This is a genomic window from Herbaspirillum sp. WKF16 (genome assembly GCF_028993615.1).
GTDB lineage: Bacteria > Pseudomonadota > Gammaproteobacteria > Burkholderiales > Burkholderiaceae_D > Herbaspirillum.
Map to the genome: position 1 here is coordinate 4,691,365 of NZ_CP118632.1, position 13,244 is coordinate 4,704,608.

Below are 13,244 nucleotides of genomic sequence, written 5' to 3' on the forward strand. Positions count from 1 at the left end.
GCCGACAGCACCTCGTGGTCGGATTGATCGCCACCCAAAGTCGCAGTCCGCCGCGGCTTTCTCATTTGGAAATCCGCAGTGAATGCGATGAACCGGAATCGTCCGTATCGGGCAAGGCTTGCCGCAAGCGGCGTGTTGATGTGGATGTTGCTGTCGCTGGCCGCCGGCCAGGCGATGGCCCAGGCGCCAGATGCCGATGCGCAGCGTCGCGCCCGACGGGAGTCTGAGCTGCTGCAGCAGCGCGAGCAGCTGCAGCGACAAGCCGAGGAACGCATGCAGCTGCAGCAAGCGCCCGAAGTCAAACTACAGGAGGATAAGGCGCATTCGACCGACGATGCCGCGCTCCCCGAGGAAGCGCCCTGCTTCGCCATCCGCGAGCTGCGCCTGGCGCTGCCCGCGCAATTGTCGCCGGCGCAGTCACGGCTGGGCGCGAGCTTGTTGCCGCTGGATGCGTTCCATTTTCTGCAGCAGGCGCTGGATGTCTACAGGGACAAGTGTATCGGCCGCGAAGGCCTCAACCTGATCGGCCGGCGCATGTCGGCGCTGCTGCTGGCGCGCGGATACTCGACCACACGCGTCGGCATCCCGGAGCAAGACCTCTCGGCGGGCACGTTGACGCTGGTGCTGATTCCAGGCGTGATCGGCTCCATCGGCCTGGGTAGGCCGGGGATGCCGGGCAGCTGGAGAAGCGCCTTTCCTGCCCGTCCCGGCGATCTGCTGAACCTGCGCGAGCTGGAGCAAGGCATGGAACAGATGAAGCGCGTGCCTTCGCATGAAGTGGAGATGCAGATCTCGCCCGGTGATCGCCTGGGCGAAAGCGATATCGTGATCAATGTCGCGGCGACAAAGCCGTGGCGGCTGTCGGCGTCGCTCGACGACAGCGGCGCCAAGGGCACCGGCAAGCTGCAGGCCGGCCTCAATCTCGCGCTCGACAATCCGCTGGGGCTCAACGACCTGTTCAACGTCACGCTCAATACCGACGCCGATCGCAGCGGCAACCAACGCGGCACCACCGGCAATAATTTCTCCTGGTCGGTGCCCTATGGCGACTGGAGCTTCGCCGTTGCCGCCGGCAGCTATCGGTATCACCAGCGCTTCGCCGGCCTCTTCCAGTCCTTCACCTCCAGCGGCAAATCGGACAACATGGATGTGAGGGCGACCTGGATGATCCAGCGCGACCAGCAGCAAAAGAACAGCATCCAGTTCAAGATCGGCAAGCGCTGGAGCCGCGCCTACCTGGAAGATACCGAGCTGGACAACCAGCGCCGCAACGCCAGCTTCGCGGAGATTGCCTGGCTGCACCGGCGCCGTCTCGGCAGCGCCCAACTGGACCTGTCGCTGGCCAATCGCTGGGGCGTGAGCTGGTTCAACGGCGATGCCGATCCCGCGTTCCGCCAGCCTGGCGACCCGACCCTGCGCTACACGCTGCAGACCATCGATGCCAGCCTGCTGGCGCCCTTTGCGCTGGCCGGCCAGTCGCTGACCTACATCGGCGCCTTGCGCGGACAGAGCACACGCTCGGTGCTCCATGCGAGCGAACAGCTATCCATCGGGAACCGGTATACCGTGCGCGGCTTCGACGGCGAACTGAGCCTGGCCGCCGAGCGCGGATTCTTCATGCGCAACGAGATCGACGCACCACTGGGAGAGCGCAACCATTCGCTCTACGCCGGCCTGGATATCGGCAAGCTCTACGGTCCCGCCGTCAGCAAGCTGCTGGGCGACAAGCTGGCCGGCGCGGCGCTGGGCATGCGCGGCAACCTGCTCGGCCTGAGCTACGACATGTTCATCGGATGGGCGCTGTACAAGCCGCAGAACTTCCGCACCGGCGCGCAGGCGGCCGGGTTCTCGCTGGGATACCAGTACTGATGCCGGACAACTTGACTGGCATCCTCCGCCCTCTTTCCCCCACCCGTCCTCCATCCTCGCTCAGAGCCTGGCCTCATTGCTCACCCACTTCGTGATGTGCTTGCCCACCGACACCAGCTCGCCATGCTGGTTGGTCACCTCCATGTCGGCCACCGTGCGGGCGCGTTCTTCGTCGATGGCGCTGATCTTGTAGTGGACGGTCACGGTGTCGCCGAAGAACACCGGCTTGAGGAAGCGCAGGCCGTCGTAGCCCAGCGACACCGGTGTGGTGTCGATGCCGCGCTCGATGCTGCCGGCCTGCATCCTGGCCGAGGCGGTCGACATGAACCCTACCAGCAGCGCGCCGTGCACGATGCGGCGACCGTAGGCCGTGCCTTGCATGAACTGCTCGTTGACGTGGTTGGGTGAGAAGTCGCCGGTGATGCCGGCGAACAGGTAAACGTCGGCCTCGCCGACGGTCTTGCTGAAGGTTACGGTGTCGCCGAGGCGGGCATGGGTAATGGTCATGGCTTCTCCTGTTAAAGTGATGGCTTTTATTGTAATCGCTTTCAAATACAAACGAAATTTGTCCATCGAGAAAGATGCGATCGATTGCACTGCACAATACAAATTGGCACTGATGCATTGACTTGACCGGTTCTTCTGTCTTATTCTTTTTTGTAAGCGCTTACAAATAATGGAATAAAGTCGATGAAAAAAGTATCTGTACTGAGCGCAGCCGAGGCCGCCGGCCTGGTCAGGGATGACGACACGATCGTGATCTGCGGCTGCGAGAATGTGCTCTCGCCCGAGACCTTGCTCAAAGCCTTGGGCGATCGCTATCGGGAGACCGGCGCGCCGCGCGGGCTGACCGAGATCCATCCCATCATCGTGGGCATGGGCGTGGAGCGCGGGCTGGAGCACCTGGCCCAGCCGGGCATGATCCGGCGCGCCGTCGGCAGCGGCTTCAGTTTCCTGAAGACCTCGCGCTACACGCAGATGCTCAAGGAAAACGCCTTCGAGGCGCACGTTGTGCCGATGGGGACGATTTTCCAAATGATGGGCGACATCGCCTCGGGGCGCAGCCGCACGCTGACCCAGGTAGGCCTGAATACATTCGTCGATCCGCAGGTGGAAGGCGGGCGCATCAACGGCGCGGCCGAAACGCCGCTGGCGCGCCATATCGAGGTCGACGGCGAAGGCTATCTGGAATACCGCTTGCCCAAACTGAACATCGCGCTGCTGCGCGGCACCACCGCTGACGAGAACGGCAACATCAGCCTGGAAAACGAGCCGGTCTCGCTGGGCGTGCGCAACCTCGCCATGGCGGTGAAGAATTCCGGCGGCAAGGTGATCGTGCAGGTGGCGCGCATGACCCAGAGCGGCAGCATCCATCCGCGCATGGTGGAGATTCCCGGCATCTGCGTGGACGCGGTGGTGATCGATCCGCAACAAAGCGTGTCCGGCGGCGAGCTGCTGAATCCGGCGCTGACCGGCGAGATCCGCATGCCCATCCATCACATCGCCAGGGTCGAGCCGGGCGTGGCGCGCATCGTCGTCAGCCGCGCCGCCGATGAGGTGCAAGAGCATGAGGTGGTCAACCTGGGCGTGGGCATTCCGGTGGACATTCCCAAGATCCTGGTCGAACGCGGCCAGGCCGACCGCGCCACCTTCTATCCGGAACACGGCTCGCTGGGCGGCGTGCCGGGCGAGCGCGCCATCTTCGGCACCAACATCAATCCTGAAGCCATCGTCGACTCGCCGCGGGTGTTCGAATTCTTCCTGGGCGGAGGGCTGGATGCGACCTTCCTCGGCTTCGGCCAGATCGATGCGGCCGGCAACGTCAACGTCAGCAAGTTCAACGGCATCGTGCCGGGATGCGGCGGCTTCATCGACATCACGCATCGCACCGGCAAGGTGGTGTTCTGCGGCTCGTTCTCGGCCGGCGGCGCCGATGTCGCGGCGGCAGAGGGCGGCTTGCGCATCCGCGCCGAAGGCAAGTTCTCCAAGTTCGTGCCGCAGGTGGAACAGGTCACCTTCAACGGCCGCGAGGCCTTGCGCAAGGGCCAGTCGGTGCTGTACGTGACCGAGCGCGCGGTGTTCTCGCTGCAGGCCGACGGCCTGCAGGTGGAAGAGATTGCGCCGGGCGTGGACCTGCAAACCCAGGTGCTGGACCTGATCCCGTTCAAGGTGAACGTGCCGCGCCCGCCGCGCCTGATGGATACGCGCCATTTCGGCTGAGCGCGGCGACACGACAAGGAGACAGCAAGTGCAAGACGAATATCGTGAAATCAGCACCGATGTGCTGATCATCGGCAGCGGCGGCGCGGCGCTGCGCGCGGCGCTGGAGGCCGACGACCAGGGCGCCGAGGTGCTGGTGGTGATCAAGGGCGAGTTCCGCAAGAGCGGCGCCACCTTCCATAGCGTGGCCGAGGTCGGCGCCTACAACGTGCCCGACGGCGCCGGTGATCCGCTGGACAATCCGGGCGTGTTCCTGGACGACATCCTGCGTGCCGGCCAGGGCATGTCGGACCCGCGCCTGTCGAAGATCCTGGCCGAGGAAGCCGAACAATCGCTGCAGTACCTGGAAAAATTCGGCGTGCATTTCGAGCGCGAGGACGATCACTACCTGGTGTTCCGCGCCTGCTTTTCTTCGCGTCCGCGCTCGCACGTCATCCACGACCATTTCAAGCCGGTGCTCAAGGCGCTTGGCACGGAAGCCTCGCGCCGCGGCATCAAGGTGATGGACCGCATGATGGTGGTCAACCTGATCGCGCGCGACGGCCAGTGCCACGGCGTGCACGCGCTGGACGCCGAGGGTCGTCCGGTGGTGATCCGCGCCAAGTCGACCATCGTCACCACCGGCGGCGCCAGCCAGCTGTTCGCCAAGAACCTCTATCCGTCCGACATCACCGGCGACGGCTACGCGATGGCGCATCGCGCCGGCGCGTGGCTGACCAACATGGAATTCATGCAGGCCGGAGTGAGCATCGTCTCGCCCTTCGTCAACCTGTTCGGCAACTACCTGTGGGATGCGCATCCCAACTTGAGCGACCGCGACGGCAAGCCCTTCGTGAAGGATTACCTGCCGCCGGGCGTGAGCCTGCGCGAGGTGATCCAGCAGAAGGAGCGTCATTTCCCGTTCAGCTCCAGCGACATCTCACGCTATATCGAGATCTCGATCCAGCGCGCCATCAATGATGGGCGCGGCACGCTCGAGGGCGGCGTCTTCATGGACTTCCGCAATACCGATTTCGCCACGCTGCTGGCCGACAAGTCGCGCAGCATCGCGCGCATGTGGCCGCTCACTTATGAGTGGTACAAGAAGCAGGATGTCGACCTGTACCGCGACCGGGTGCAGATCGCCTGCTCGGCGCATGCCATCAACGGCGGCCTGTACATCGACGAGGATGCGCAATCGAACCTGTGCGGCCTGTTCGCCGCCGGCGAGGTGGCCGCCGGTCCGCACGGCGCCGATCGCCTGGGCGGCAACATGGCGTTGACCTGCCAGGTGTTTGGCCGCCGCGCCGGGCTGGCGGCGGCGCAACGCGCCAGGGACATGGATCATCCGCATCTCGGCGATGTCTTTGGCGAGCAGCGCGCGTTCCTGGCGCAATTCGCTCGCAGCGGCGCACATCGCCTGCCGGACCTGCGCGCGCGCCTGCAGCGCTCGGCCAACCGCCACTTGCTGGTGATCCGCAATGCAATTGGCCTGAAAACTTTCATGGATGAGTGCGACGAGTTGCGCGATATGCTGATGAAGGACACCGAGATTACCTCGCCGGCCGACATGGTGCATGCGTTGGAACTGCGCAACCTGCTGGAAGTGGGCGCAATGATGGCGCTGGCCGCCGGCGTGCGCCGCGAAAGCCGTGGCGGGCATTATCGCGAGGACCATCCGACGCGCGACGACAGCATGGCCCAGAACATCATCCTGGACGCCAGCCAGCCGGCCGGCTACCGCGCGGTGCGGCTGGCCGATCTCAGGACCTGATGGCCGCAACCTTCAGCGCTTGCCGGCCTTGGCGCGCGGCTTGGCGGAAGAGGCCCGGATCACGGGCTGGGTAAAGATGTCGGCGATGACGGCCGGCTTGCCGGTGACCAGGCCGACGATGGCGTCGGCGCACTGCTCGCCGATCAGGCGCGAGGGACTCTTCACCGAAGTCAGCGGCGGCAGCATATGGCGGATCAGTTCGAGATCGTCGAAGCCGGTGATGGAGACATGCTGCGGCACCTCATAGCCGAGCCGGTTGGCTTCCAGCAAAGCGCCCACCGCCAGCATGTCGGTGGTGCACATCACGGCGGTGATGCCGGGATGGCTGGCCATGAGGTGGTTGAAGGCATTGCGCCCCTCCTCCACCGAATACGGCACCTCGATCAGGCGCTCCGGCGGCAACGCGGCGCCCACCGAGGCAAGCGCGTCGCGGATACCGACAATGCGCGCCTGCAGGCGGTCGTTGTGGGTCAGCGGGCTGGTGATCACGCCGATCTCGCGGTGGCCGATGCGCACCAGGTAGTCGGCCAGCTCGCGCATGGCCTGGCGGTGGTCGAAGCCGACGCAGGGCAGCTCGCCGCCGCAGTCGTGGGTGAAGGAACACAGCGCCGGGATGTTGTGCTGCTGGAGCAGCGCGTAACTGGCGGGAAGATGGTTGCTGCCGGTCAGGATGACGCCGTCGACGCCGCGATTGAGGAAACTGGTGAGCGCCTTGAACTCGGTGTCGGGCGAGTATTCCGAGCTGGAGATCAGCAGCGAGAAGCCTGCGGCGTCGAGCCGGTTTTGCAAGGCCACCACCCACTCGGAAAAGATCGCCGTCGACAGCGTGGGCATGATGGCGCCGATGGTGTTCATGCGGCGCGAGGACAGCGCCCGCGCGGCGGCGTCGGGAATGTAGTTGAGTTCGGCCATGGCCAGCTCGACCTTGTCGCGCAGCACCTTGCGCACCGCGCCGGGCGAATTGATCACGCGCGAGACGGTGGCCACCGACACGCCGGCCAGGGTGGAGACGTCGCTGAGTTTGCTTTTCTTGCCGGGCGCTGCGACTGGCTTGTTGCTGTCTTTTTTCATGGGCCTCATCAAGGTCGCTGCGGCTGGCGCTGAAGCATCAACGGGAAATCATACGGGGGAATCGGGGGAAGATCAGAACGAAATCGCGCAAGCCGCACCAACCAGGACAGCGCGTCGTTTCAATCGACACGCAATTGTGCCATAGAGACTTTGAATATTTAAAAGGCGAATGATGAACCACACATTGGAAGAGACAAAAAACCCGGGGATGTCCCTGGCAAGGGATGAGGAAGGTCCGATCTACCGCAAGGTCACCTGGCGGCTGCTGCCGTTCCTCACGCTGTGCTACGTGATCGCCTACCTCGATCGCGTCAACGTCGGCTTCGCCAAGCTGCAGATGCTCTCCGACCTCAAGTTCAGCGAGACCGTGTACGGCCTGGGCGCCGGCATCTTCTTCCTGTTCTATGCCGCCTTCGAGACGCCCAGCAACCTGATCCTGCACAAGGTCGGGGCCCGCAAGTGGATCGCCCGCATCATGGTGACCTGGGGCCTGATCTCGGCCGCCTTCATGTTCGTGCAGACGCCGATGCAGTTCTACATCCTGCGCTCGCTGCTGGGCATCGCCGAGGCCGGCTTCTTCCCGGGCATCATCCTGTACCTGACCTACTGGTACCCGGCGCAGCGCCGTACCCGCATCATCTCGATCTTCATGGCGGCCATGCCGCTGGCGGGCATCTTCGGCGGCCCCCTGTCGGGCTGGATCCTGGACAGCTTCCATGAAGTGATGGGCCTGGCCGGCTGGCGCTGGCTATTCTTCCTGGAGGCGATGCCGGCGGTGGTGCTCGGCGTGGTCACGCTGTTCTGGCTGGACGACGGCATCCGCAAGGCCAAGTGGCTGACCGAGCAGGAGAAGGTCGTGCTGGAACGCAATATCCAGGCCGAAGACAAGGCCAAGGTGGCGCACGGCTCGCTGGGCCTGCTGTTCAAGGACATCCGGGTGTGGATGATGGGCATGGTCTACTTCTGCCTGGTGATCGGCCAGTACGGCATCACGCTGTGGCTGCCCACGCTGGTCAAGGGTGCGGGCATCACGGGCAACCTCAACATCGGCCTGGTCACCGCGATCCCCTATGTGGCCGCGGCCATCGCCATGATCTTCTTCGGCTTCCGCAGCGACGCCACTCGCAAGCGCCGTTTCTACCTGATCCTGCCGCTGCTGCTCGGCGCGGTCGGCTTCGTCGCCTCGGTGCAGTTCGAGAACAACACGGTGCTGGCGATCGCCGCGCTGACCGTCGCCTCCATCGGCGCGGTGTCGGCGGCGCCCCTGTTCTGGCCGCTGCCCACCGCCTTCCTGGCCGGCGCCTCGGCCGCCGGCGGCATCGGCCTGATCACTTCGCTGGGCAACCTGGGCGGCTTCTTCTCGCCCTACATGATCGGCTGGCTCAAGGACGCCACCCAAAGCAGCCACGCCGGCATGTATGCGCTCACGGGCTGGCTGCTGTTGGGCGCGCTGATCGCCTGGCGCACGCCCTCGCAGCTGGTCGACAAGTAAGCGCAAAACGGGGGCAGGACGGCTTCCCGCCGGCCGCCTGCTCCATCACCTTCCAGGCGCGGACCACTACAACATCAAGGAGACAAACATGACTTCCATCAGGAGGCTGGCCCTGCTCGTCCCGCTGCTGACGCTGTGCGCGCTGGCCGGATTGCGCGCCGCGCATGCCGATACGCTGGGCGACATCCGCCAGCGCGGCAAGATCGTCGTGGCGATCGACCTCAATTCGCCGCCCTTCGGCATGGCCGACGACAAGCTCAAACCCTACGGCTCGGACGTCACCGCCGCGCAGATGCTGGCCAAGGACCTGGGCGTGCAGCTGGAGATCGTGCAGGTCACCGGCCCCAACCGCGTACCGTATCTGCTGACCGGCAAGGCCGACATCGTCATCGCCTCGTTCAGCATCACGCCCGAGCGCGCCAAGGTGATCGACTTCAGCCTGCCCTACAGCGCCGCCGATTCGGTGGTGGCCGGCTTCGCCTCCACACCGATCAAGAGCCTGGCCGATCTCGCCGGCAAGCGCGTGGGCGTGGTGCGCGGCAACCTGCAGGACACGCTCTTGATCCCGCTGGTGCCCAAGGGAACCACCATGGTGCGCTTCGACGACGACGCTACCAACGCCGTGGCGCTGCTGTCGGGACAGGTGGATGCGATCGGCACCGCCAAGGAGCTGGTGGTGGAAACCGCGCGCCGCAATCCGGACAAGCACATCGAGACCAAGTTCTCGGTGAAGGTGGTGCCGCAAGGCATCGGCATGCGCAAGGGTGAGACCGCGTTGAAGGTCTGGATCGACAACTGGGTCACCGTCAACATGAAGAATGGACGCCTGGGCGAGTCCTACCAGAAAGCCGCCGGCACGCCGCTGCCGGATCTGTCGGCCTATTTCCCCAGGTAGGTTTGCGGCAGTGGCAAGGGGCCGGCCTCAACCGGCCACCTTCTCCGCAATCCCCGCCCCCAGCGGCGCCAGCAAGGCCAGCACTTCTTCTTCCCCGAACTTGACCGCCTGCGCGTCGTCGCGGCCGAGTATGCCGTCGGCCAGGGCCGACTTGCGGGCTTGCAGTTCCAGCAGGCGCTCCTCGATGCTGCCTTCCACCACCAGCTTGTAGACGAACACCTGGCGCGTCTGGCCCAGGCGGTGGGCGCGGGCGATGGCTTGCTCTTCCACGGCCGGGTTCCACCAGGGATCGACCAGCACCACGGTGTCGGCGGCGGTGAGGTTCAGGCCGACGCCGCCGGCCTTCAGGCTGACCAGGAACAGCGGCGCTTCGTGCGCCTGGAACCTCGCAATCACCTCGCCGCGCGCGGCGGGGTCGGTGTCGCCGGTGAGCGTGAGGAACGGCAATGCCAGCTCGCGCAGCTCGGCTTCGATCAGGCCCAGCATGGTGGTGAACTGCGAGAACACCAGCACGCGCCGGCCCTCGGCCACCAGCGCCGGCAGCATGTCGCGCAGCAGCTCGATCTTGGCGCGCTCGATGCCCTTGGGCATGCGCCCGCCTTTCAGCAGGTAGGGGTCGCAGCAGACCTGGCGCAGCTTGAGCAGCGCGTCCATCACGGTCACCTGCGAGCCGGTGAGGCCGCGCCGCAGCAAGGCGCGGCGGACCTGCTTGTCGGCGGCGATGCGCACGCTTTCGTAGAGTTCGCGCTGGCGGCCCTGCAGTTGCAGGCGCTCGACGATCTCGGTGCGCGGCGGCAGCTCCTGCAGCACATCGTCCTTGCGCCGACGCAGGATGAAAGGCCGCACGCGTTGCGCCAGCAGCCGCGCGCGCACGGTCTGCCCCTGCTCTTCGATGGGCTTGCGCCACAGCCGCGAGAAGCTGCGCGCATCGCCCAGGAAGCCGGGCATGAGGAAATGGAATTGCGTCCACAGCTCGCCGAGATGGTTCTCCAGCGGCGTGCCGGTCATGCAGAGGCGATGCCGCGCCTGCAGCTTGCGCGCGGCGGCGGCGGCGCGCGAGGAAGCGTTCTTGACGGTCTGCGCCTCGTCCAGCGCCAGCAGGTGGAAGCGCTGCGGCGCCAGCTGGTCGAGGTCGCGCCACAGCAGCGGATAGGTGGTGAGCACCAGGTCGGCGCCGCCGGCGGCGATCTCGGCGAAGCGCGCCGCCCGGCCCTCGCCGTGCAGCGTGAGCACGCGCAGCTCGGGCGCGATGCGGCGCGCTTCTTCGCGCCAGTTGAACAGCAGCGAGGTCGGCACTACCACCAGCGCCGGCAGGTCGAGGCGGCCGGCCTGTTTCTCGGTGAGGATATGCGCCAGCACCTGCGCGGTCTTGCCCAGGCCCATGTCGTCGGCGAGGATGCCGGCCAGCTTGTGTTCGCGCAGGTATTGCAGCCAGGCCAGGCCTTGCAGCTGGTAGGCGCGCAAGCAGATGCCCAGCCCCGCCGGCGCCTCGGCGCTGCGCACGCCGCCGGCGGCGCGCAGGCGGCGCGCGAGCCCGAGCACGCCGGCCTCACCGCTCATGTGCCAGGGCGCGCCGCCGTCCAGCCCGAGGAGCGCGCCGTGGATGGCGTCGAGGCGATGCGCGTCCCACGGCGTCAGGCGCAGCGGGCCGTCGCGCCGCTTGCTGTCGTCCAGCAGGTCGAGCAGCGCCAGCACCACCGCCTTCAGGGGCCCGGCCATGGCGTCGATGCGCCGGCCTCCCGGCGCGCGCAGCGAGATCACGGCGTGCGGGTCGATCTTCTCGACCTGCTGCGCGTCGGCCCAGCGCGGATCGCGCCGCAGCAGGTCGGCCACCATCGGGCCGACGTCCATGGTCTCGCCGTCGACCTCGATGCCGATCGAGAGCAGCCAGCGCCCGGAAGGATCGAGGCCGTCGAACACCTCGGTGGAGAATGCGCGCGGCTGCAGCGGCGCCGCCACTTCCTTGCCCAGCACCTCGCCGGTCTCGTCGCTGACGATGAAGCGCCAGGCGGTGACCGGCACGCTCTCGTGGGCGAAGCCGGGCTTGGCCACCAGCGTCCAGCCCAGTTGCTGCAGGCGCGGCGCCTGGTCGGCCCAGAAGTCGCCGAAGAAATCTTCCTGCACCAGCGTCCACAAGGGGCCGGCGGCGTGCAGGGGATTTTGCGCGCGCCATTGCAGCGCGTCCTCGCGCAGCGGCAGGAAACCCAGTTCGCGGATCAGTTCCAGCGCCGCCGCTTCGGCATCGGCATCGCGCCGGATGTGGGCCGGCGTGTAGCCCGGCTCGTCGTCGCCGAAGCCGACCGGGGCCGGCACGCTCCAGCGCCCGGCGCCTTCGCCGTAGGTCCAGTCGATCTGCGCCACCGTCACCATGCCGCCGCGCGGGCCGAACAGGCCGTGCGCGCGCATGCCGAGCAGGCCGTCGCCGCGCGCCAGCGTTTGCAGCATCAGGCGCGGGTGGAATGCGTGCGGATCGGAAGGCGGCATGCGGAAAAGGACAGGCAAAAAAGAAGCGGCCATTGTAGGCCGCTTCGCTCATGCCGTGCAGGCGGCGCGCGTCACTTGGGAGGCGTGGGCGTGATGCAGAAGTCCAGCATGCCGAACGGCACGCGGCCCTCGCCGGTGGCCCATACCCACACCGCCCAGCACAGCAGGGCGCACACCAGCAGCAGGGCCAGCACGATGTGCAGGCCGGAGGCGCGGCGCAGGAAGCTTTCGACGTTGTCGAACCAGGCGGTCATGGGAGGCAATGCGGGCTTGAAGAAGAACAGGCATTTTACCCAAGCCGCCAGCCTGCCGGAATGGGACAAATTGACGCAGTGTCGCACCGGCAACACCAGGCCGGGCGAGGCTTGCCGCCGGCGCTGCGCGGATTGCATTTGCTTGCGCGGAATTATTCGTTCCCGCGCGGCGGGCTCATCCCTACCCTGTTGTCTTTTCAGCTACGGACAAAGGGGCGGCCATGAACGGGGAACAAGGGAATCTGAAACGACGCCTGCTGCTGCAGGGCCTGGCGGCCGGCGCGCTGGCCGGCGGCGCGCCGCTGGTGCTGGCCGCGCCCGAGAAGGTGCTGCGCATCGGTTACCAGAAGTTCAACACGCTCAATATCCTCAAGGGCACCGGCAAGCTGGAGCAGGCGCTGCAGCCCCAGGGCTGGTCGGTCAAGTGGTTCGAGTTCGCCGCCGGCCCGCAGCTGACCGAAGCGCTCAACGCCAACGCCATCGATTTCGGCCACGCCGCCGATACGCCTTCGGTGTTCGCCAACGCCTCCGGCGTGAACGCGGTCTACCTGGGCGCCGAGCAGCCCTACCCCAAGGGCATCGCCATCTTCGTGGCGCAGGATTCGCCGATTCGCTCGGTGAAGGATCTGAAGGGCAAGAAGGTCGCCACCGGGCGCGGCTGGAACGTGCAGTTCCTGCTGCTCAGGGCGCTGGAGGAGGCCGGCCTGTCCTACAACGACATCGAGCCGGTCTATGTGACCAACGCCGCCGACGTGCGCGCGGCCTTCCAGTCCGGCAACGTCGACGCCGCCACGCTGTGGGATCCCTTCCTGGCCGGCCAGGAGATCAGCACCCGCCCGCGTATCCTGCGCGACGGCGCCGGGCTGTCGAACAACCGCACCTTCCATCTTGCCGTGCCGAAGTTCGTCGACCAGAACAAGGACATCGTGCGCACCCTGTTCGCCGAGCTCAGGAAGGCCAACAACTGGACCCAGTCGCACCCGCAGGAAACCGCCGACCTGCTGGCGCCGCAGCTGGGCGTGGACGCCAAGGTATTGAAACTGGCCACCGAGCGCCGCAACTACACCACGGTGGCGGTGGATGCCGGCATCGTCGCCGAGCAGCAGCAGATCGCCGACGCCTTCCTCAAGCTGGGCCTGATCAAGAACGCCGTGCGCGTGCAGGACAAGGTCTATCCCGAGGTGCTTCTGTAAGGGGATCTTCCAG

At 66.2% G+C, this 13,244-nt stretch carries 10 protein-coding genes; 6 read left to right on the plus strand and 4 right to left on the minus strand.

Annotation, left to right across the window (positions count from 1 at the left end):
• The first annotated feature begins 138 nt into the window (after positions 1 to 138).
• On the plus strand, positions 139 to 1,869 hold the full coding sequence (locus Herbaro_RS21170) for a ShlB/FhaC/HecB family hemolysin secretion/activation protein (protein WP_275011572.1): 1,731 nt from the start codon (positions 139 to 141) through the stop codon (positions 1,867 to 1,869).
• Positions 1,870 to 1,929: 60 nt separating this feature from the next.
• On the opposite strand, the gene Herbaro_RS21175 is transcribed toward Herbaro_RS21170, so the two are convergent.
• Positions 1,930 to 2,376, minus strand: a complete 447-nt coding sequence (locus tag Herbaro_RS21175) for a MaoC/PaaZ C-terminal domain-containing protein (RefSeq protein ID WP_275011573.1) — start codon at positions 2,374 to 2,376, stop codon at positions 1,930 to 1,932.
• A gap of 183 nt (positions 2,377 to 2,559) precedes the next feature.
• Between Herbaro_RS21175 and Herbaro_RS21180 the strand changes: the two genes are divergently transcribed.
• Both Herbaro_RS21180 and Herbaro_RS21185 read left to right on the plus strand, forming a co-directional pair.
• Complete coding sequence (locus tag Herbaro_RS21180; RefSeq protein WP_275011574.1) at positions 2,560 to 4,089, plus strand: acyl CoA:acetate/3-ketoacid CoA transferase; 1,530 nt, start codon at positions 2,560 to 2,562, stop codon at positions 4,087 to 4,089.
• Positions 4,090 to 4,117: 28 nt separating this feature from the next.
• A complete protein-coding gene (locus tag Herbaro_RS21185) occupies positions 4,118 to 5,842 on the plus strand; it encodes an FAD-binding protein (protein WP_275011575.1) in 1,725 nt (574 codons plus the stop codon).
• A gap of 12 nt (positions 5,843 to 5,854) precedes the next feature.
• Here Herbaro_RS21185 and Herbaro_RS21190 read toward each other — a convergent pair whose 3' ends face one another.
• Positions 5,855 to 6,913 carry a LacI family DNA-binding transcriptional regulator gene (locus Herbaro_RS21190; RefSeq protein ID WP_275011576.1) on the minus strand — a complete coding sequence of 353 codons (1,059 nt, stop codon included), beginning with the start codon at positions 6,911 to 6,913 and terminating at the stop codon, positions 5,855 to 5,857.
• Positions 6,914 to 7,121: 208 nt separating this feature from the next.
• Here Herbaro_RS21190 and Herbaro_RS21195 point away from each other — a divergent pair, with 208 nt between their 5' ends.
• Together Herbaro_RS21195 and Herbaro_RS21200 are read left to right on the plus strand one after the other, a co-directional pair.
• Complete coding sequence (locus tag Herbaro_RS21195; RefSeq protein ID WP_275011577.1) at positions 7,122 to 8,405, plus strand: MFS transporter; 1,284 nt, start codon at positions 7,122 to 7,124, stop codon at positions 8,403 to 8,405.
• An 88-nt stretch (positions 8,406 to 8,493) separates the two neighbouring features.
• Entirely contained in the window at positions 8,494 to 9,300 is an 807-nt protein-coding gene (locus Herbaro_RS21200) for a transporter substrate-binding domain-containing protein (RefSeq protein ID WP_275011578.1), read from the plus strand.
• Positions 9,301 to 9,327: 27 nt separating this feature from the next.
• Here Herbaro_RS21200 and Herbaro_RS21205 read toward each other — a convergent pair whose 3' ends face one another.
• On the minus strand, positions 9,328 to 11,784 hold the full coding sequence (locus tag Herbaro_RS21205) for a DEAD/DEAH box helicase (RefSeq protein WP_446719290.1): 2,457 nt from the start codon (positions 11,782 to 11,784) through the stop codon (positions 9,328 to 9,330).
• A 71-nt stretch (positions 11,785 to 11,855) separates the two neighbouring features.
• A complete protein-coding gene (locus Herbaro_RS21210) occupies positions 11,856 to 12,038 on the minus strand; it encodes a metallothio multi-domain protein (RefSeq protein ID WP_275011580.1) in 183 nt (60 codons plus the stop codon).
• 221 nt (positions 12,039 to 12,259) lie between these two features.
• Here Herbaro_RS21210 and Herbaro_RS21215 point away from each other — a divergent pair, with 221 nt between their 5' ends.
• The gene (locus tag Herbaro_RS21215) at positions 12,260 to 13,231 is read left to right on the plus strand and encodes a sulfonate ABC transporter substrate-binding protein (protein ID WP_275011581.1); all 972 of its coding nucleotides are present in this window, start codon (positions 12,260 to 12,262) and stop codon (positions 13,229 to 13,231) included.
• The last annotated feature ends 13 nt before the right edge of the window (positions 13,232 to 13,244 follow it).

Excerpts from the sequence above, each read along its gene's own strand:
- Herbaro_RS21175 (WP_275011573.1), bottom strand. The coding sequence starts at position 2,376 with ATGACCATTACCCATGCCCGCCTCGGCGACACCGTAACCTTCAGCAAG.
- Herbaro_RS21180 (WP_275011574.1), top strand. The coding sequence starts at position 2,560 with ATGAAAAAAGTATCTGTACTGAGCGCAGCCGAGGCCGCCGGCCTGGTC.
- Herbaro_RS21200 (WP_275011578.1), top strand. The coding sequence starts at position 8,494 with ATGACTTCCATCAGGAGGCTGGCCCTGCTCGTCCCGCTGCTGACGCTG.
- Herbaro_RS21215 (WP_275011581.1), top strand. The coding sequence starts at position 12,260 with ATGAACGGGGAACAAGGGAATCTGAAACGACGCCTGCTGCTGCAGGGC.
- Herbaro_RS21205 (WP_446719290.1), bottom strand. The coding sequence starts at position 11,784 with ATGCCGCCTTCCGATCCGCACGCATTCCACCCGCGCCTGATGCTGCAA.
- Herbaro_RS21170 (WP_275011572.1), top strand. The coding sequence starts at position 139 with ATGTGGATGTTGCTGTCGCTGGCCGCCGGCCAGGCGATGGCCCAGGCG.
- Herbaro_RS21210 (WP_275011580.1), bottom strand. The coding sequence starts at position 12,038 with ATGACCGCCTGGTTCGACAACGTCGAAAGCTTCCTGCGCCGCGCCTCC.
- Herbaro_RS21195 (WP_275011577.1), top strand. The coding sequence starts at position 7,122 with ATGTCCCTGGCAAGGGATGAGGAAGGTCCGATCTACCGCAAGGTCACC.
- Herbaro_RS21190 (WP_275011576.1), bottom strand. The coding sequence starts at position 6,913 with ATGAAAAAAGACAGCAACAAGCCAGTCGCAGCGCCCGGCAAGAAAAGC.